Below are 19,091 nucleotides of genomic sequence, written 5' to 3'. Positions count from 1 at the left end.
AATCAGTATAATAATTTTACCTCTTTAATATCAAAAGTAGTAATGGAATCATTTTCAAGGAGTACTTCAAGCTTACCGTTTGAGGTTACTCCTTGGATAATTCCCATAAAATGCGAACCATCATTCGCTTCAAAAGGCATCGGTATCCCCTTTTTAAACAACCTGTTGTCGTACGACTGCCATAATAGCGCATATTCTTTAGCCTGTAAGAGCGATAGGTTTCGCTTCAGATTTCCCAATATAGCCAACATGACTGCCTCTTTGTCAAAAACCCTTCCGTAGATCGCGTAGAGCGATGAAGCTTTTGGCAGATTCACAAAATGCTCCTGATTTACATTCAATCCGATGCCAACTATCGAGAAAATCTCGCCATTACGTTTGATACTGTTTTCGATAAGTATGCCACCGACCTTTTTACTCTCTGCCAAAATGTCGTTTGGCCATTTAATTGCCAATCCGCCAATAGCAAACTCTTCCAATCCTTCGATTATACTAACAGCCACGGCTACATTCAAATGAAAGATTGCCTGAATATCCAACAGCAAATCCCGAACTAAAACACTAAATGTCAAATTCTTACCCGACTCCACATTCCATTCGGCGCCCATTTGTCCCTTTCCTTTTGTCTGATGTTCTGCCACAACCACGGTAAAATTTTCTACAAATTGTTTTGTCAGTAAATCTTTTAAAAAATCATTTGTGGAACTTGTGGCACCGAGTTTGATAATATTCATAGAAATAAATAACTTTACTATCGCTAATCTTGTGTTAAGGTTCAAAAATAAAGACAAAATTTGATAACTTTGCGAAAATATATAAAATAATAAATGGCAAAAAAGGATAATATTAACAATGATGATCTGTTAGCTAACATCATTAAGGGAGTTGAAGAAGTAAAAGGTAATGATATAGATATTCTGGATCTAAGAGCAATCGAAAATACCGTATGTGATTATTTTGTAATTTGTAACGGTAATTCCAATACACAGGTTAACGCCATTGCCAATTCCGTACAAAAAATTGTTTCCAAGGAACTAAAAGACAAACCCTGGCATGTTGAAGGTGCCGAAAACGGAGAATGGATACTAATGGACTACGTAACGATAGTGGTACATGTATTCCAGAAACACATCCGTGAGTACTACAACATCGAAAGCCTTTGGGGTGATGCAAAAATCACTTCTATCCAAAACAAATACTAAACATCCACATTTCACATGTCAAAAGATAAAAAACCAAATCCTTCTAAGATCAGAATTAGCCCATGGGTTATTTATGGGGCCGTACTTTTGATTTTAATTGCGATTCAACTTGTTTCAAGCGGAACGAATTTTCAGGAAGTAAAACCTACCTCGTTATCCCGTTTTTACCAATACCTTGACTCTGGTCAGGTCGAAAAAGTCGTTTTCAACAAAAGTACGGCTCAGGTATACTTGAACAAAGAAGCACTTAACAGCAAAACCCACGAAAAAATTGAGAAGAAAAACCTGTTGGGCAAAGACAATACAGGTCCTCATTATACGCTGGACATCGGTACCAACAGCGAACTTTTCCAAAAGAAACTGGAGGAAGCCCGTTTAGAAGGTAAGTTAAAAGACTATTCCTCAGAGCCGGAAAGCAATTGGGGTGATATCTTGATCAACTTCCTGCCTATTATCCTGATCATTGCCTTCTGGTTATTTATGTTCCGAAGAATGTCAGGTGGCGGATCCGGAGGTGGTGGCGGACAGATTTTCTCAATCGGAAAATCCAAAGCACGTCTTTTTGACGAGAAAAACGACATCAAGGTAACCTTTAAAGACGTAGCCGGACTGGAAGGAGCCAAAGAAGAAATCCAGGAAATCGTTGAATTCCTGAAAAATCCTGAAAAATACACCAGTATCGGTGGTAAAATCCCGAAAGGAGCCTTATTGGTAGGACCTCCGGGAACCGGTAAAACCCTTTTGGCAAAAGCCGTAGCCGGCGAAGCACAAGTACCGTTCTTCTCATTATCCGGTTCGGATTTCGTAGAAATGTTTGTAGGGGTTGGAGCATCACGTGTACGTGATCTGTTTAAACAGGCAAAGGAAAAATCACCTTCGATTATCTTTATCGACGAGATCGATGCCGTAGGTAGAGCCCGTGGAAAAAACAATTTCTCCGGATCGAACGACGAACGTGAAAACACCCTAAATCAATTGTTAACCGAAATGGATGGTTTTGGTACGAATACCCACGTAATCGTATTGGCCGCGACCAACCGTGCCGACGTACTGGACAAAGCCTTAATGCGTGCCGGACGTTTTGACAGACAGATTTATGTAGACCTTCCGGACATCCGTGAGCGTAAAGAAATATTTGAAGTACACTTAAAACCGTTGAAAAAATCGGAAGAGCTGGATACCGAATTTCTGGCCAAACAAACACCCGGATTTTCCGGTGCCGATATTGCCAACGTATGTAACGAATCAGCACTTATTGCTGCCCGAAAAGGTAAAAAAGCAGTCGACAAACAGGACTTCCTGGATGCTGTAGACCGAATTGTAGGTGGACTTGAAAAGAAAAACAAAATCGTTACCCCGGAAGAAAAACGCGCTATTGCGATTCACGAAGCGGGTCACGCTACGGTAAGCTGGATGTTAGAACATGCAGCGCCATTGGTAAAAGTAACCATCGTCCCAAGAGGTCAGAGTCTTGGAGCGGCCTGGTATTTACCGGAAGAACGTCTGATTGTACGTCCGGAACAAATGCTGGACGAGATGTGTGCCACTATGGGGGGACGTGCAGCTGAAAAAGTAATTTTCAATAAAATTTCGACCGGAGCTTTAAGCGATCTTGAAAAGGTGACCAAACAAGCCCGTGCTATGGTAACCGTATACGGTTTAAACGATAAATTAGGAAACATCACTTACTACGATTCATCAGGTCAAAGTGAGTACAATTTCTCAAAACCATACTCGGAAGAAACAGCCAAAATTATAGACAAAGAGATCTCCGAACTGATCGAATCCCAGTACGACAGAGCGATTCAGATTTTGAATGAAAACAAGGAGAAACTTAATCAACTTGCCGACATTCTGATCGAAAAAGAAGTGATTTTCAAAGACGACCTGGAAGCCATATTTGGACAGCGTCCACATGAAAAAACAGAAAATGAAGTAGTTACTGAATCCTAAGAAAAATAATTATAACATTTTATACAAAAATCTTAATTCGATTGTAAAATTGAATTAAGATTTTTTTATCTTTGATTGATTTCAAGTGCAAAAAACAAAGATCTGACCTACTTTTATGAGTCTTTTTAAAAAACTTTTCGGCAGTGCGAATGATGCTTCAAAAGAGGAGAGAGAACCCGAATTGAGCCATTATCATCCAGAGATTGAGATGCCGATAGACGAGCAATTTACTTTCAATTTCAAAAAAAATGGAGGTAAGTTTTTGTATTGTGAAAATTTAACGGAAGTACACGAACAGTTTGAAAATATTTTGGTAGAAAACGATTGGTTTGAAAGCGATGTGATTTGTTTGGAACCCAAACTCTACAGTCTGCTTGACGAAAATAAACTCAACTACAACAGTCCTAAAAATCCAAAATTTTTATTTGCTTCCTGCGAAAACCTGATTGCCGATGAAGGTTCTATCCTTTTCTCATCCAATCAGTTACGCCAGAACAAACCCAACGATTTACCCTCAAACATCATTATTCTGGCTACAACCAGTCAGATCTTAGCGAATAAAAGCGATGGCCTACGGGAGATTAAACGCAAATACGATAAAGAATACCCAACCAATATCACCACTTTTAAATATTTCGAAAAAGCAAAAGAAGAGGATTTCCTACAGTATGGCAGCTGTCCTAAAAACCTGTATTTATTGCTTTTAGAAGATTTGTAGCATGCGGGAAAGTAGTATCAGAGCCCTTTCGGGGTTTATCTATATCGTCTTATTACTAACAGCTACTCTGTTTTCTGAAGTGAGCTTTACGTTGCTCTTCGGTATATTCTTATTGATTGCGGTAGTTGAATTCTGCAAACTAATCCACCTTAAAAACGGTTTACCAATTGTACTAGGACTTGGTGCCTATATTCTCTTTATTGTATTCCGTATCAATTCCTTTTATACCGATATTGCGATTTGCCTGGCAACACTGTTTGTTTCGGTAAATTTAATGCTCGATTTATTCGGATCGACACAACCGGTACGCAGTGATAAACCGGCCAAATATGTAAAACTTTTCGGTTATATCATATTGCCGTTTATTTTGTTGATGAAAGCACCTTTTATTACCGGCAGCTTTACGCCCAATATCATTATCGGAATTTTTATCCTGATCTGGACCAATGACACTTTTGCCTATATCGTGGGCAAATCTTTTGGAAAGACCAAACTATTCGAACGCATATCGCCTAAAAAAACGATTGAAGGCTTTGTTGGCGGATTGGTTTTTACCATGATCGGAAGCTATATTATCAGTCAGTTTTTTACATTCTTCCCCCCTGTTACCTGGATCATAACCGGTTTAATCGTAGGGTTTTTCGGTACTATCGGCGATTTGATCGAATCCAAATTTAAACGTACCGCCGGAGTAAAAGACAGTGGAAAAATAATGCCGGGACACGGTGGTATCTTAGATCGGCTGGATAGTGTTATATTTGCAATACCGTTTCTTTATTTGTTTTATCAAATTTTAAATTATGTTTCATAAAGAAGGCTCAAAAATTATCTTAATCACAACCTTTTTGGTTGCTTTGACAGCTGTTTTAGCTGATGAATTTATCAGTATCCTATGGTTACAAAAAGTGCTACAACTGTTAGGATTGGTTGTATTGGTACTTGTACTGCAATTTTTCAGAAATCCAAAAAGAATTGTAGCCATCAACGACAATCATATCATTGCACCGGTAGACGGAAAAGTAGTGGTTATCGAAGAAGTATACGAGCCGGAATATTTTAAAGACAAACGTCTTATGGTATCGATATTTATGTCTCCGATTAACGTACACGTAACGCGTTATGCCGTAAACGGAGAAGTAAAATACAGCAAATACCATCCGGGTAAATACCTGGTGGCATGGCATCCGAAAGCCAGTGAAGAAAACGAAAGAACGACCGTGGTGGTTGAAAACCGTATTTTCGGAGAAATCCTGTACCGTCAGATTGCCGGTGCACTGGCACGACGAATTGTAAACTACGCTCAGGAAGGAATGCGCGTTGTTCAGGGAACCGATGCCGGATTTATTAAATTTGGATCGAGGGTAGATTTATACTTACCTTTAGGTACCGAAGTGAATGTAAAATTAAATGATAAGGCTGTAGGCGGCAAAACAATCATTGCAAAAAAATAATAATGTCCGATTCTAATTTAGATACGCAATTTCAGGAAGCCTTTGAAAAAGCTTCCAATATGACGGAGAATTTACCTCAGGATGTCATGTTGCGTCTCTATGCTTATTACAAACAGGCGCTATCCGGAACCAACAGACTCAAGCAACATCAGGAGCCTCAGGATTTAAGAGACGCTTTTAAAATGAATGCCTGGATGCAGGTACGCCATTTATCGCCCGATGCTGCTAAAAAATTATATATAGAAACCGTAAATTCAATAATTAATAAGCCATGAAAAATTCTAAAATCCTTATTGCCGGTTTCCTTTTTTCGACCTTGCTTTTTTCTTGTAAAGACAAAAACAAGCTGGAAGAGGTCGTTGAAATCCCGGATCCGGTAGAACAGACAAAAACAGCAACACCGGTAGGTAATCCTGCTGATGTAAAAGCCGATCCCGGAACCTTCCAAATGAAAGGACTTCCGTATGCCTATGATGCTTTAGCACCTTATATCGACACTAAAACCGTTGAAATTCATTACTCCAAACACCATGTCGGTTATGCCAACAACCTGAACAAGGCTATTGCCGGTACCGCTATGGAAAAACAAACCATTGAAGATATCCTGTCCAAACTGGATATGGAAAACAAAGCCGTACGTAACAATGCCGGTGGTTACTACAACCATAACCTGTATTGGGAAATTATGGCGCCAAAAGCCGGCGGTGAACCCAAAGGTGCTATCGCCGATGCGATTACCAAAACTTTTGGTTCGTTCGAAAACTTTAAAACACAATTTTCGGATGCCGGTGCCAAACAATTCGGTTCCGGATGGGCGTGGTTGGTTGTAGACAAAGCGGGTAATCTTGTAGTAGGCAGTACACCAAATCAGGACAATCCTTTAATGCCAAATGTGGGTATTTCCGGAACACCAATTTTAGGAATGGATGTATGGGAACATGCCTACTACCTAAACTATCAAAACAAAAGAGCCGATTATATCACCGCGTTCTTTAATCTGATCAATTGGGATGCCGTTTCAAAAAAATACGACGACGCGCAAGCGAAAATCAAAAAATAAATTAAAAATCCGCTATAAAGCGGATTTTTTTAATTCTATAGTAAACCAAAGCATTCGTATGACAAAATTACCGCTGAAATACAGTAACCGGAAAGAAGAAATCACGCTGGAGTTTATCAATCAGGTCGATCGTCATATTGACAGCATTCTGGAAGGTCATAGCGACGTTATGTTCGAAATTAAAGACATTGCATCCATTATGTGTATTCATCCCGTACACCTCAGTACAACGATAAAATTGCAAACCGGTAAATCGCCCTGTTATTTCTTCGAAAAACGAATCATGGACGAATCCAAACGACTTTTGTCCATTCCGGATAAAACCATTGCCGAAATTGCGACACTACTCACCTTTGACCCGTCAAATTTTACGAAGTTTTTTAAACGATTTGAAAAGATAACTCCGTCGCAATACCGAAATTCCCTAAAACCAGCCATACAGGATTAATCGTCGATCCCTTTTCCCCTATAAATATTTGGCAGGTATTTTTCAATTCGTGCTTCTCTGGTTTTGGATTGTTTGGCCTGAGAAAAATAAAACAAATAGGCCCGTTGCCGTCCTGGTGTTAAGGACTCAAACGCTCTTTTTAAAATCGAATCTTCATCCAATCGTTGTTGGAATTCCTCCGGCACAAAATAATCCGTCGTTTCTTTTAAGACCACCTTTGCTCCCGATGCTTCAATCGCAATTGCTTCATTAATATATGCTACAATTACCGGCTCCAGCTTCCGGATATCGTCAATATTCGTAAACCGTAATTGTCGTGCCGATTGTACATTTTCGGTTTGCTGAATTAGAATCCCTTCCGGATCCTTGAGCAATACCCCTTTGTGAAACAACAGCGCACAATACTCCTTAAACTCGTGGATAAGCACCACATTCTTTCCCGACAGCGTATAACACGGATGCATCCATTTATAATCTTCTATAAGGCGATTCGATGTCAGTACGATTTCCCGCAATAAAGTCATTTCCGCTTTCCACTTTGTGAGCTTATCTAAAAATTGATCAACTTTTGGATTCATAGAGTATAATTTAATTTCTGATTTTAAAAATAGTTTATTTCTTTTCAAAAAGAGCAACAAACTGTCATCAAGATCATTACATATTAAAAATTATGTAATCAATTGTTAAATTTACAAACAGCAGTTAATTTTTATTACTTTTTTTTAAAAAATTTATCACAATACGAAGCAACCAAATCGGAAAAACGGTGTCTATTAACTTTATCATACTTTTTACACTGTTATAATTTTAAAAAATCTGCTGTCTCGGCAGATTTTTTTTGTTTCCACTAAAAAACACTGCTGTTAATTTTGACAAATAATTGGCTTTGTCAAAAAAATAATGGATTTTTGGGAATTAATTGACAACAAATGAAATCAACCTTTACCCTATTTTTACTTTCATTTTTACTAATCGCCTGTAAAAAAGACGAAAATCAAACCGAAACAGAAGCCGAAATCGTCAACAACTGGAAAGACTTTAAACTGACCGATAATGTAAAAACCGTGACCGAAAAATCCTTTCTCCTTGCAAACGGGCAAAAAGCAAAACCGGCAACGGAAAACCCAACCGGTTATAATACTGCTCTGGAATTTAGCGATAGCGGAAGTCTAATCCGCGAAAAGAAAAACCTTTTGGATGGCAACTTATTGGAAGAAACAACCTTTATCAATAAAGACAAGAAACTTCTCGTTTCGCAATATGTCAGTCCTGGAAAAGCGTTTACTACTAAATATTCGTGGGACGAGAACGGTAACAATACCATCATCACCCGTAGAAATCCGGAAGGAATGCAGTTGGAGAAAACACTCAACACTTTTATTAAAAACCAACGTGTAGAAGTGCGCCGATTTGACGATAAAGACAATTTGGTTGACCGAAATACCTATATATTTGGAAATAACAGTAAAATCCGGGAAGAGAAATCCTTTCTTCGCGAAACTTCCGTACAATATATCACAACCTATACGTACGATAGCAACAACAATCTGCAAACCGAACAACGTTTGAATTCGGATTATAAAAGACTGTATACAATCAACAACAAATACAACAATAAGAACCAATTACTGCAAACCGAAACGTTAAACAAAGACAATACGCTGGAATATTCGGAAGTACGCACTTATGATGCCAAAGGTAATATGACATCCAACCGAACTTATGACGGTTTTGCAGACGGAAAAATTTTAGAAGAGTTTAAATACGACAACAACAACAATCTGATCGAACGCAAAGAAATTGTCAACCAGGAAATCGTATCACATCAGCTTTACACTTTTGATGATCATAACAATATGATTTATGAAAAAACAGTTGGAAAAGCCAATAAATCAGCTATCGACCGTAAAATACGATACGAATACGACAAAAAAGGCAACTGGATCAAAAAGACCATTACCATAGACAACGAACCGAAATATGTAGTGGAACGTACAATAACGTATTATAAATAACAAAGGGCGCTTAAAGCGCCCTTTGTTATAAAATAAAAGGGAACATTTGTTCCCTTTATATCTTGAATAAAATTAATTATTCTGCTTTCTTTTTGTTTCTCTTTTCTTTGATCAATTCGATGATAGCACCGCCAACCCAATATTGAACGAAACCTACCAGGAAAATCATTAACCAAAAACCGATGGTTAAGATACATAAGAAAAGTAAAAAGCCTAAATACTGTTGAAATTCAAACATGTTTTCCGGAATTTTGAATACCTGCCAAAGATAAGCCGAATAATCGGCTTGTCCAATATTTATCAGAAATTTATTTTAATTCATTTTTTTAAGCTGTCGATATTGTCTATTTTTGAAAGGATTTTAAAACAGCGTATACGGTTTACACACAGGATCGTTTTATGGTTTTAAATCGACAGTAACAACTTATACACAACAATAAAAATGGAATACAGAATAGAAAAAGACACCATGGGTGAAGTGAAAGTTCCGGCAGACAAATACTGGGGAGCTCAGACAGAACGTTCTAGAAACAACTTCAAAATCGGTCCTTCGGGTTCGATGCCAAAAGAAATCGTGGAAGGTTTTGCCTATCTTAAGAAAGCGGCAGCCTATGCCAATCACGATTTAGGGGTGTTAGCAGTAGAAAAAAGAGACGCTATTGCAGCTGTTTGTGATGAGATTTTAGCCGGAAAATTAGACGGTGAATTCCCATTGGTAATCTGGCAAACCGGATCGGGTACGCAAAGCAACATGAACGTAAACGAAGTAATTGCAAATCGTGCCCAGGTATTGGCCGGATTGAAGATCGGTGAAGGTGAAGCCGTTATCAAAGCAAACGACGACGTAAACAAATCACAGTCATCAAACGACACCTATCCAACAGGAATGCATATCGCAGCCTACAAAGCAGTAGTAGAAGTAACCCTTCCAGGTGTAGAAAAACTAAGAGATACGCTACAGGCGAAAGCAGAGGAATTTAAAACTGTAGTAAAAATTGGCCGTACACACTTAATGGATGCCACTCCATTAACATTAGGTCAGGAGATTTCAGGTTATGTAGCCCAGTTAAATCACGGCTTAAAAGCAGTAAGAAATACACTTTCACACTTATCGGAAGTAGCTTTAGGCGGAACCGCTGTTGGAACCGGATTAAACACTCCGGAAGGATATGACGTAAAAGTAGCTGAATACATTGCTAAATTTACCGGTCATCCGTTTGTAACAGCCGAAAATAAATTTGAAGCTTTAGCAGCGCACGACGCTATTGTAGAAACGCATGGCGCTTTAAAACAACTGGCTGTGTCCTTAAATAAAATTGCCAACGATATCCGTATGCTGGCATCAGGACCACGTTCCGGAATTGGTGAAATTTTCATTCCGGAAAACGAACCGGGATCGTCTATTATGCCAGGAAAAGTAAACCCTACACAATGTGAGGCTTTAACCATGGTATGTGCTCAGGTAATGGGTAATGACGTAGCGATTACGATTGGTGGTACTCAGGGGCACTACGAATTAAACGTTTTCAAACCGTTAATGGCGGCTAACTTCCTGCAATCGGCACGTTTATTAGGTGACGCATGTGTTTCGTTTGACGAACACTGTGCACAGGGAATCGAGCCCAACCACAAACGTATTAAAGAATTGGTAGACAATTCACTGATGTTAGTAACGGCTTTAAACACCAAAATCGGATATTACAAAGCTGCTGAAATCGCGCAAACCGCTCATAAAAACGGAACCACTTTAAAAGAAGAAGCGGTACGTTTAGGGTATGTTTCACCAGAAGATTTCGACGCCTGGGTAAAACCGGAAGATATGGTTGGAAGCTTAAAATAATTATTTCTCAATATTTAATAAAACCTGTAGTTGTAACAGCTACAGGTTTTATGTTTTAATACTGTATCGTGATTTTATCGGCAATCAAAAAATCGGTATATTTGTAAAAGTAGATTAAAATGACAATAGCATGGAAACAAATCAAGTAAAGCTTTTAACTTCATTGGCTAAAAAGATTAAATCTGAAAAAAAAGATAGAGCTAAAGTTGTAGCCTCGTTACAGTCTGCCAAAATTTTGACAAAAAAAGAAAACTTCACAGGACATTATAGTAACCTAAAAAAAGTTGTTGCCGTTGCTAAATAATGTATACCAAAAGACCTAATTTAATGCTTGGCTTTCATGGATGTGATGAATCTGTGAGAGATCAATTAATTAGCAAACCGGATATCGTAAAAAGTAGTCAGGAAATTTACGATTGGTTAGGTCATGGGTTCTATGTTTGGGAAAACAATTATGAACGCGCATATAAATGGGCATTAGACAAGCAAAAAAGAGGCACGCTTAAAGTTCCTTCTGTTGTTGGAGTCGTATATCAATTGGATTATTGTTTGGATTTTACAGATTCCCAATTTATCAATATTCTTTCGACTTATTATGAATTAATGAAAGACGATTTATCTTTTGCAGGTAAGAAACTTCCTGAAAACAAAAATGCCGGTAGCGATAAACACTGTGATTTAGTTTTAAGAGAATTAGATTGTGCCGTTATACAATATTTACATCAAAAGATTGGCGAAAAAATTAAGGACGATATAGTAACAAAAGGTTTTAGTGAACTGATACATTTTGATACCGTAAGAGGGTTATTTACGGAAGGTGGACCGGCCTTTGATGGAGCAGGAATACAAATGAAAAATCATATTCAGATTTGCATTAGGAATCTGAATTGTATAAAAGGTTTTTTTATTCCTCGATCTAAAACTAAATTTCCATAAAATTAAACAATTTCATTTATAGCTATAGATTGGAATACAATCCTATAGCCCAAATCATACCAAAATACACCATGTTATTTGAAGATCAGCTTTTTGAAAAAGTCAACGGATTGGAAAAAGCCGAATACGACAATTGCCAGTTTATCAACTGCCAGTTTGGAAATGCCTTTTTAAACAATTTTTCATTTTTGGATTGCACCTTTACCGGCTGCGATTTCAGTATGGCAAACGTGGGCGGTACTTCCTTTAAGGATGTGACTTTTAACGATTGTAAATTACTCGGTGTTAACTTTAACGACTGTAATCCGTTTTTACTACAACTAAATCTTAATCGTTGTAATGTAAAACTGGGCTCTTTTTTCGGTTTAAAACTTAAAAAATCCCGTTTTTCCGATTGTATTCTTGAAGATGTCGATTTTACCGATGCCGATCTGTCCGGAATCAGTTTTCCAAACTGTGATTTCCGCGAAGCCATATTTAACCATACCGCGCTGGAAAAAGCCGATCTCCGCACGGCCATCAATTATTCGATTGATCCGGGCCGGAATACGATTACCCGTGCCAAATTTGCCTATCCGGCGGTTTTGGGATTATTGGACGCCTATAAAATCGAAGTCCAATAGCCTTACTTTTTATTTTCCATCTTATGAATGATATCATTCATCATGTCGATTTGAATCTTCTGGATTTCCAACATCGACTGTTCCTGATGTAAAATCAGATGGTCAATTTTTTCGTGTAACATCCGTATTTCCAACTCCGACTTCAAATTGATCATGTAATCGTTTTTAGACCGTTCCCGGTCTTTTTCCTCCTGGCGGTTCTGACTCATCATAATCACCGGTGCCTGTAAAGCCGCAATACAGGAAAGAATCAGATTCAGCAAAATAAACGGATAGGGATCAAAACCTTTATTGGCCAGCATAAAAACGTTCAGGGCAATCCAGGCGACCAGAAAAAACATAAACGAAATAATAAACGTCCAGCTTCCGCCAAATTCAGCGACCTTATCGGCTACTCGTTGTCCAAAAGTATACCCTTGCCCCTCTTCTTCAGGCTTATTGATTACTATTTTCTTATCTTTCAGCGCATGCAAAACTGTTTTTTCCAGTTCGGAAATTTCACCGACTTCCTTAATCAAAAAATCCGAAATATATTTTTCACGGTAGTAGTTTACCTCCCCAACCGACAAATACTGTTCCCGCGTAAACTCCGGATGCTCTTTCAGTATAAAATTCATAATGGAAGCCCGGATTGTTTTTCCGGAAACTTTTTCGGCAGCCGGAAATTCCTTTCCCGAAATGGCACTTATAAATGTTTTCATAATGTATCGTTCATTGCTTTAAAACCACTTTTTTCTTTTAAAATAGGTCACCATTAAAATGGCCAGTATTGCCATAATACCCAGAACCGCAAAATAGCCGTTATCCGTTTTTAACTCTGGCATGTTTTCAAAATTCATCCCATAAACTCCCACAATAAACGTGAGTGGCATAAAGATAACAGACACCACGGTTAGCACTTTCATAATTTCGTTCATCCGTTGACTTTGGGCTGAAAAATAAAAGTGCGAGGCGCTATCCAGCGAATTGGTATCGTAATCGATCTGTTCCAAAAGTTCGAGACATTTCTGATGCAAACGGGCAAAAAAGGTATAATTGGATTGCTCGATTCCATCATACTGATCATCATCCTGAAAACTCTTCAGACTATACAACGCATCGCGCAACGGGATAATGGAACGTTTTAGAAAATTCAGATTTTCCCGATTTTTTTCAATTCGTATGAGTACATCCTGACGGTAATTGGTTTTGGATTCGATCATCAACGCCTCAATCCGGTCTTCGTAATTTTCGATAGTGATGTAAAAATTTTCGATAATTGCATCCAGCATCAGATACAACAGATAATCGTTTTTCTTTTTGCGGACAATTCCGGTAGCAGTACGGATACGCTCGCGGATATGGGTAAAAAAGTCACTCCTTTTTTCCTGAAACGAGACCAGCATATTTCCTTTTAGAATAAAACTGATCTGTTCGACACTGATATTATCCAGATCTTCCCCCGGTAAAATTGATTTAATATTAAAAAACAACAAATCGTCCAGTTCTTCAAGCTTGGTTCTTCGTTGTGTATTCAGGATATCGCCCACGAGAAAATTCTGGATTCCGACCAATTCTCCTATCTTCCGGATCAGTTCAACATCGTGTAATCCGTGAATATTAAGCCATTTCACATCCTCTTCCTGCAATTTATCGTTGAGTTCTTTTTCAACCTTATTCAGCGTAATTTTTGTATATTCTTCAAAGCGTTTTTCATTGTAAACAAATAACTGCATTCCCACCGGCTCGCTGGTGTGAACACCGGTATATTCATAATAATTGGGCTGAACTTTGCGGACTTTACGATACTTGACTTTTCTCACGGCATAATAATTTTATATAAAGATAGGAGTTTTTAAAATTCCCGTTTATTTTTACAAAAATTATTTAAGCACTTATAAAAGCTGCTCTTTCAAGATAGAATCCTATGAAAATTTTAATCCAGAACATCAAAGAACTACTACAGGTACGAGAAACACCCGTAGCCAAAGTTTCCGGAGCCGAGATGGCCGTTTTACCCAAAATAGACCATGCTTTCCTATTGATTGAAAACGATCGGATTGCCGATTTTGGCCCGATGGCCAACTGTCCGTCATCAGAAGGCTGTGAATTAATTGATGCCACCGGTAAAACCGTACTTCCAACGTGGTGCGACAGCCATACGCATATTGTTTATGCCGGCAATCGCGAGCAGGAATTTGTAGATCGGATTAACGGACTGAGTTATGAAGAAATTGCCAGTCGTGGCGGTGGTATTCTAAATTCGGCTAAAAAATTACAGGAAACCTCCGAAGAAGAGATTTACAACCAATCGAAAGTGCGTTTGGAAGAAGTGATGCGTCAGGGAACCGGAGCGGTAGAAATCAAATCCGGTTACGGACTTACGGTCGAAGCCGAATTAAAAATGCTACGAGTGATCAAACGCTTATCCGAGAACTACCCGATTGCCATCAAAGCGACTTTTTTAGGCGCGCATGCTTTCCCATCCGAATATAAAGAAAACCACGAAGGGTATATCGATTTGATCATTAACGAAATGCTACCGGCTATAGCCCATGAAAACCTGGCCGAATATGTCGACGCCTTTCTGGAAACCGGTTATTTTTCGGTAGCCGAAACCGAACGGATTATCGAAGCGGGAAAACAACACGGATTGATTCCGAAAATCCACGTGAATCAGTTTACCGCCATAAATGGTATCGAAGCCTGTGTGAAACACGGTGCTTTATCGGTAGACCACCTGGAAATTGTAACCGACGAAGATATTGCTGTTTTAAAAGACAGCAGCACTATGCCAGTGGCTTTACCGAGCTGTTCCTATTTTATCAGCATTCCGTATACGCCGGCGCGAAAAATGCTACAAGCCGGATTACCGTTGGCTTTGGCCTCCGATTTTAATCCGGGAACCACACCATCCGGAAATATGAATTTTGTAGTGGCCACCGCCTGTATCAAAATGAAAATGACACCGGAAGAAGCGATTAATGCAGCGACCATCAACGGTGCCTATGCGATGGGAATTTCCGATACACACGGAAGTATCACCAAAGGAAAAAAAGCGAATATCATCATAACGCAACCACTTACCTCCTATTACCAGCTACCCTATGCTTTTGGCAGCAACCTGATTGATCAGGTCCTAATCGAAGGTCAGTTTATTCAATAAAAAAAGAGGAACCTGGATTCCTCTTTTTTGTTGTATTGTCGTTTATCTTTTGTTATTTCAACGTAAAACTGGTTTTGGATACCAATTCCGCTTTGTCAAAAATATTTACGAAGAATGTTCCGCCTTCTATATTTTCTACCGGTAAATCCTGAGCTACCTGAACGGTTTTGTTTTCATATTTCACCGTTTTAACAAAACTATATGTTAATACTTTGTCACCAAAAGTTTCGGTACGTTTTTCTCCCAATACATTGTTTTTGCTGTCAATGATTTGGATATAGTACGTTTTGTCTCCCGATTTGGCTACCTGGTTTTCAGCAATGGTAAAGCTTACTTTCAATACATCGGCTCTACGTGCTTTGTCCGTATCAATTTGTTTTCCGGAACTTCTTTGTTTTACTGCAGTCGTCTGTAAATTCAATACCGTTAATTTAGACGCTTTTTCAACCGTTTTGGCCAACTGGTCGTTTTGTGATACCAATGTATCGTTCACTCTTCTAGCGTCGTTTAATACGGTTTGTGTACTGTCACGCTGTGTAGTTAAGGCCGCATTTTGTTTTTTCAGTCCTTCATTTTCGCGCATCAGATTATCCATTTCACGTTTTAAACGCAGGTAATCGTTTTTAAATTTTGCTAATGAAGCCGCATCGCCCTTTGATTTTTCCAGTTCTTTCTGCAGTTGGATCAGTTTTTCTCTTTCTGCCGTCAGTTCGGACGAAAGTGAAGTGTTGTCCGCTATCGCAGCATCATATTTAGCAATCGCAGCCTGAAGCTCTTCATTTAACTTATCTTTCTCCGACATGATTTTGTTTTCAGAAGTCTGATTATCAGTACTCATCTTGTACATATAGGCCAAACTCCCGATTAACAATAACGACAAAACAACAATAATGGCTTTTAAGCTCGAATTACTTTTTTGATTTTCCATAGTCACATTTTTTTCAAATACAATTAGCTATAAAATTATTCATTTCCGTAAAATAACGAAAGTTTTATAGAAAATAGTATTTTTGGATGCAACATTTTTTATATGGAAAAGCTTATCCGATTTACACTAAACGACTTAACGAAAATTACCAATCACCGTAGTGGTGAGATAAAATTCGGAGAAAGGATCCAAACCGTACCCAAGGAAATGGATACGTTGGAATTTCTCCAGACCAGCGATGCCGAATTTGTTTTACTGGGAATTCCGGAAGACATTGGCGTACGTGCCAACCTTGGAAGAGCCGGAACAGCTTCGGCCTGGGAAAGCACTTTAAAAAGCATTGTAAACATCCAGAACAACCGTTTCTGCAAAGGCAGTCAGCTACTGATTTTGGGTAGTATTGATGTTTCCGAACAAATGGAAGCCATCAAAACGTTGGACATTACGGACAAGGAAGACCGCAGGCATTTTTTTAAAATGGTCGAAAAAATCGACAAAGAAGTGTCGCATATTGTCTGTCAGATTATCAAAGCCGGAAAGACTCCAATTGTGATTGGTGGCGGACATAATAATGCTTACGGAAACATTAAGGGACTTGCACTGGCAAAAGGAAGAGCCGTAAATGCGATCAATTTTGATGCGCATACCGATTTCCGGGCTTTGGAAGGACGCCACAGTGGCAACGGATTTTCCTACGCTTTTGAAGAAGGTTTCCTTAAAAAATATTTTATTTTCGGATTACACGAAAGTTATACGCCGAAAAGTGTACTCGATTCGATTAAAAAAGTAACTGAAAAAATCCGTTATAACACCTACGAACAAATTGCCGTTCGCCGGGAAAAGGACTTTGACGTCGAAATGGAAATCGCCTTGAAACACATCGCCACCGATGCTTTTGGTATCGAAATCGATTTGGACGCTCTCCCTGGAATTGCCAGTAGTGCGATGACGTTGAGCGGTTTTTCAGTAGCCGAATTACGCCAGTTTATTCATTACTTCGGTCAGAGTCGCAATGCTTCCTATCTGCACATTTGCGAAGGTGCTCCGGATCTGGATCAGGACAAAAACAACCATCTTGTAGGGAAATTAATCGCCTATTTAATCACCGATTTTATGAAGGCGAAGCATAATATATAAACAAAACCAATATTTTAAAGTATTTTTGCAAACGATAGCTACTAACAGTTATCGTTTTTTTATGCAATTTCAAGACTTAGATTTACTTCGCAATATACAACAGGCGCTTACCGAAGAAGGTTATGAAAACCCGACACCCATTCAGGAACAGGCCATTCCGATCATCATGGAAGGTACTGATCTTGTAGGTTGCGCTCAAACCGGAACCGGAAAAACGGCAGCTTTCGCCATTCCGATCCTTAATTTGTTACACCGGATTGTTGGATCATCAAAAAAAGTAAAACACATTCGTACGCTAATTGTAACGCCAACCCGCGAACTGGCCATACAGATTGGAGAGAGTTTTAATACCTACGGAAAATACACCAACATCCGTACGCTGGTTATTTTTGGAGGTGTAAACCAAACGCCACAGGTTGATCAGCTTAAAAAAGGAGTTGATGTATTAATCGCTACGCCAGGACGTTTACTGGACTTACACAAACAAGGTTTTATCGACCTGCATCATATGCACCACCTGGTTTTGGACGAAGCCGATCAGATGTTGGATATGGGTTTTATTAACGATGTTAAAAAGATCATCAAACTAACACCGGACAACCGTCAGACCTTATTATTTTCGGCGACGATGCCATTGGCGATACGCGAATTGGCCGATACGTTTCTGACACAACCGAAATATGTGTCGGTAGCGCCAATTTCCAGTACCGCCGAAACCGTACAACAAAAAGTATACTTTGTTGAAAAAGAAGACAAGCGAAAATTATTGTATCATATCATCCGAAACGACAAACTTTCGAATGTTTTGGTATTTGCCCGAACCAAACACGGAGCCGACAACGTTGTAAAAGCCTTAAAAAAGAACGGTATCAACGCCGAAGCCATTCATGGAGACAAATCCCAGTCGGCGCGTCAACGTGTGTTAGATGGCTTTAAAAACAAAGAAGTTTCCGTTTTGGTAGCGACCGATATTGCCGCCAGAGGAATCGACATCGAGCAATTGCCATTTGTAATCAATTTTGACTTACCGAATATCCCGGAAACCTACGTACATCGTATTGGACGTACCGGACGTGCCGGAAATACCGGATTGGCTTTATCCTTTTGCGGAAAAGACGAAAAACCGTATTTACAGGATATCGAAAAACTAACCCGTCTGAAACTAAAAGTGGTAGAAGATCATCCATTTCCATGGAAAGAAGGCGAGAAAAAAGAAGAGCAACCCGGAGCGAAAAAGGACTTCCGCAATAAAAAAAATAGCCCGCCAAAATCGCGCAAATCACCGGAATCGAAGAAGAATAAAAAGCGTTGGTATTAATAGGAGTCAACCTAAAATGGAATGATCAATTTATAATAAAAACGATCTTAACCAATCAGGCTATCCTGATTGGTTTTTTTATAAAAGAAAAAAGCAGCCCCCCTATGAGCTGCTTTTTTTTCAAAAAAACTAAAGATATGCAAATAAAAACTTATGTATAATAAATAAGGTTTTCTAGATAAAAAAATAAAAATGCTGAACTGTTAGCCGCTCAGCATTTTAACCCAAAATTAAAAGAACTTCACTAACTAAAATACACCATAAATGATGTAAAAGAGACCATATTTATTATCAACTTAAAAAGTTTAGGAACACAC

22 protein-coding genes are annotated in these 19,091 nt (G+C 38.8%); 16 read left to right on the top strand and 6 right to left on the bottom strand.

Translation table 11 applies throughout. The features are described from left to right. Positions 1–2: 2 nt before the first annotated feature. Positions 3–734, bottom strand: coding sequence for a biotin--[acetyl-CoA-carboxylase] ligase (locus tag ABFU83_RS03965; protein ID WP_347069133.1), 732 nt, complete (start codon positions 732–734; stop codon positions 3–5). A 93-nt stretch (positions 735–827) separates the two neighbouring features. Between ABFU83_RS03965 and rsfS the strand changes: the two genes are divergently transcribed. The 8 genes from rsfS to ABFU83_RS03925 all read left to right on the top strand — a co-directional run bounded on the left by rsfS (position 828) and on the right by ABFU83_RS03925 (position 6,832). Further along, positions 828–1,202 (top strand): ribosome silencing factor, encoded by a 375-nt coding sequence (gene rsfS, locus ABFU83_RS03960; RefSeq protein WP_136401933.1) that lies wholly within the window; start codon positions 828–830, stop codon positions 1,200–1,202. 15 nt (positions 1,203–1,217) lie between these two features. Next, positions 1,218–3,155 carry an ATP-dependent zinc metalloprotease FtsH gene (gene ftsH / locus ABFU83_RS03955; protein WP_347069131.1) on the top strand — a complete coding sequence of 646 codons (1,938 nt, stop codon included), beginning with the start codon at positions 1,218–1,220 and terminating at the stop codon, positions 3,153–3,155. Between the two features lie 115 nt (positions 3,156–3,270). Further along, positions 3,271–3,873 (top strand): lactate utilization protein B/C, encoded by a 603-nt coding sequence (locus tag ABFU83_RS03950; protein WP_136401935.1) that lies wholly within the window; start codon positions 3,271–3,273, stop codon positions 3,871–3,873. A gap of 1 nt (position 3,874) precedes the next feature. Then, on the top strand, positions 3,875–4,684 hold the full coding sequence (locus ABFU83_RS03945; protein WP_347069129.1) for a phosphatidate cytidylyltransferase: 810 nt from the start codon (positions 3,875–3,877) through the stop codon (positions 4,682–4,684). After that, positions 4,674–5,324, top strand: a complete 651-nt coding sequence (locus ABFU83_RS03940) for a phosphatidylserine decarboxylase family protein (RefSeq protein ID WP_347069127.1) — start codon at positions 4,674–4,676, stop codon at positions 5,322–5,324. Before ABFU83_RS03945 ends, ABFU83_RS03940 begins: the two co-directional genes overlap by 11 nt. 2 nt (positions 5,325–5,326) lie before the next feature. Then, positions 5,327–5,599, top strand: coding sequence for an acyl-CoA-binding protein (locus ABFU83_RS03935; RefSeq protein WP_136401938.1), 273 nt, complete (start codon positions 5,327–5,329; stop codon positions 5,597–5,599). Further along, positions 5,596–6,384 (top strand): superoxide dismutase, encoded by a 789-nt coding sequence (locus tag ABFU83_RS03930; protein WP_347069125.1) that lies wholly within the window; start codon positions 5,596–5,598, stop codon positions 6,382–6,384. Before ABFU83_RS03935 ends, ABFU83_RS03930 begins: the two co-directional genes overlap by 4 nt. A gap of 58 nt (positions 6,385–6,442) precedes the next feature. Further along, a complete protein-coding gene (locus ABFU83_RS03925) occupies positions 6,443–6,832 on the top strand; it encodes an AraC family transcriptional regulator (RefSeq protein ID WP_347069123.1) in 390 nt (129 codons plus the stop codon). Here ABFU83_RS03925 and ABFU83_RS03920 read toward each other — a convergent pair. Beyond that, a complete protein-coding gene (locus ABFU83_RS03920) occupies positions 6,829–7,410 on the bottom strand; it encodes a YdeI/OmpD-associated family protein (protein ID WP_347069121.1) in 582 nt (193 codons plus the stop codon). The genes ABFU83_RS03925 and ABFU83_RS03920 overlap by 4 nt on opposite strands. A 351-nt stretch (positions 7,411–7,761) precedes the next feature. On the opposite strand from ABFU83_RS03920, the gene ABFU83_RS03915 reads away from it, so the two are divergent. Beyond that, the gene (locus tag ABFU83_RS03915) at positions 7,762–8,847 is read left to right on the top strand and encodes a hypothetical protein (RefSeq protein ID WP_347069119.1); all 1,086 of its coding nucleotides are present in this window, start codon (positions 7,762–7,764) and stop codon (positions 8,845–8,847) included. A gap of 76 nt (positions 8,848–8,923) precedes the next feature. Here the strand turns inward: ABFU83_RS03915 and ABFU83_RS03910 are convergent, their stop codons facing one another. After that, positions 8,924–9,085 (bottom strand): hypothetical protein, encoded by a 162-nt coding sequence (locus ABFU83_RS03910; protein ID WP_168732736.1) that lies wholly within the window; start codon positions 9,083–9,085, stop codon positions 8,924–8,926. A gap of 204 nt (positions 9,086–9,289) precedes the next feature. Between ABFU83_RS03910 and fumC the strand changes: the two genes are divergently transcribed. From fumC to ABFU83_RS03890, 4 genes are all read left to right on the top strand, one after another. After that, positions 9,290–10,687 carry a class II fumarate hydratase gene (fumC, locus tag ABFU83_RS03905; RefSeq protein WP_347069117.1) on the top strand — a complete coding sequence of 466 codons (1,398 nt, stop codon included), beginning with the start codon at positions 9,290–9,292 and terminating at the stop codon, positions 10,685–10,687. 130 nt (positions 10,688–10,817) lie between these two features. Further along, positions 10,818–10,991, top strand: coding sequence for a hypothetical protein (locus ABFU83_RS03900; protein WP_347069115.1), 174 nt, complete (start codon positions 10,818–10,820; stop codon positions 10,989–10,991). After that, positions 10,991–11,623 (top strand): hypothetical protein, encoded by a 633-nt coding sequence (locus ABFU83_RS03895; protein WP_347069113.1) that lies wholly within the window; start codon positions 10,991–10,993, stop codon positions 11,621–11,623. Before ABFU83_RS03900 ends, ABFU83_RS03895 begins: the two co-directional genes overlap by 1 nt. Before the next feature lie 71 nt (positions 11,624–11,694). Then, positions 11,695–12,246, top strand: a complete 552-nt coding sequence (locus ABFU83_RS03890; protein WP_347069111.1) for a pentapeptide repeat-containing protein — start codon at positions 11,695–11,697, stop codon at positions 12,244–12,246. Between the two features lie 2 nt (positions 12,247–12,248). On the opposite strand, the gene ABFU83_RS03885 is transcribed toward ABFU83_RS03890, so the two are convergent. Together ABFU83_RS03885 and corA are read right to left on the bottom strand one after the other, a co-directional pair. After that, positions 12,249–12,947, bottom strand: coding sequence for a DUF1003 domain-containing protein (locus ABFU83_RS03885; RefSeq protein WP_347069109.1), 699 nt, complete (start codon positions 12,945–12,947; stop codon positions 12,249–12,251). 18 nt (positions 12,948–12,965) lie between these two features. Continuing rightward, complete coding sequence (corA, locus tag ABFU83_RS03880) at positions 12,966–14,048, bottom strand: magnesium/cobalt transporter CorA (RefSeq protein WP_347069107.1); 1,083 nt, start codon at positions 14,046–14,048, stop codon at positions 12,966–12,968. 104 nt (positions 14,049–14,152) lie between these two features. Here corA and hutI point away from each other — a divergent pair, with 104 nt between their 5' ends. Next, the gene (hutI, locus tag ABFU83_RS03875; RefSeq protein ID WP_347069105.1) at positions 14,153–15,391 is read left to right on the top strand and encodes an imidazolonepropionase; all 1,239 of its coding nucleotides are present in this window, start codon (positions 14,153–14,155) and stop codon (positions 15,389–15,391) included. Between the two features lie 52 nt (positions 15,392–15,443). Here hutI and ABFU83_RS03870 read toward each other — a convergent pair whose 3' ends face one another. After that, the gene (locus tag ABFU83_RS03870) at positions 15,444–16,319 is read right to left on the bottom strand and encodes a hypothetical protein (RefSeq protein WP_347069103.1); all 876 of its coding nucleotides are present in this window, start codon (positions 16,317–16,319) and stop codon (positions 15,444–15,446) included. 102 nt (positions 16,320–16,421) lie between these two features. Here ABFU83_RS03870 and ABFU83_RS03865 point away from each other — a divergent pair, with 102 nt between their 5' ends. Together ABFU83_RS03865 and ABFU83_RS03860 are read left to right on the top strand one after the other, a co-directional pair. Then, positions 16,422–17,456: a formimidoylglutamase gene (locus ABFU83_RS03865; protein ID WP_347069101.1), complete on the top strand. Its 1,035-nt coding sequence runs from the start codon at positions 16,422–16,424 to the stop codon at positions 17,454–17,456. Between the two features lie 61 nt (positions 17,457–17,517). Next, positions 17,518–18,774, top strand: a complete 1,257-nt coding sequence (locus ABFU83_RS03860) for a DEAD/DEAH box helicase (protein ID WP_347069099.1) — start codon at positions 17,518–17,520, stop codon at positions 18,772–18,774. Positions 18,775–19,091 lie beyond the last annotated feature (317 nt).

Origin of the sequence: Flavobacterium sp. WV_118_3, assembly GCF_039778605.1 — a bacterium.
Taxonomy (GTDB): Bacteria; Bacteroidota; Bacteroidia; order Flavobacteriales; family Flavobacteriaceae; genus Flavobacterium.
The sequence above is the reverse complement of the archived record's forward strand: the minus strand, read 5'-3'. Positions and strand labels throughout refer to the sequence as shown.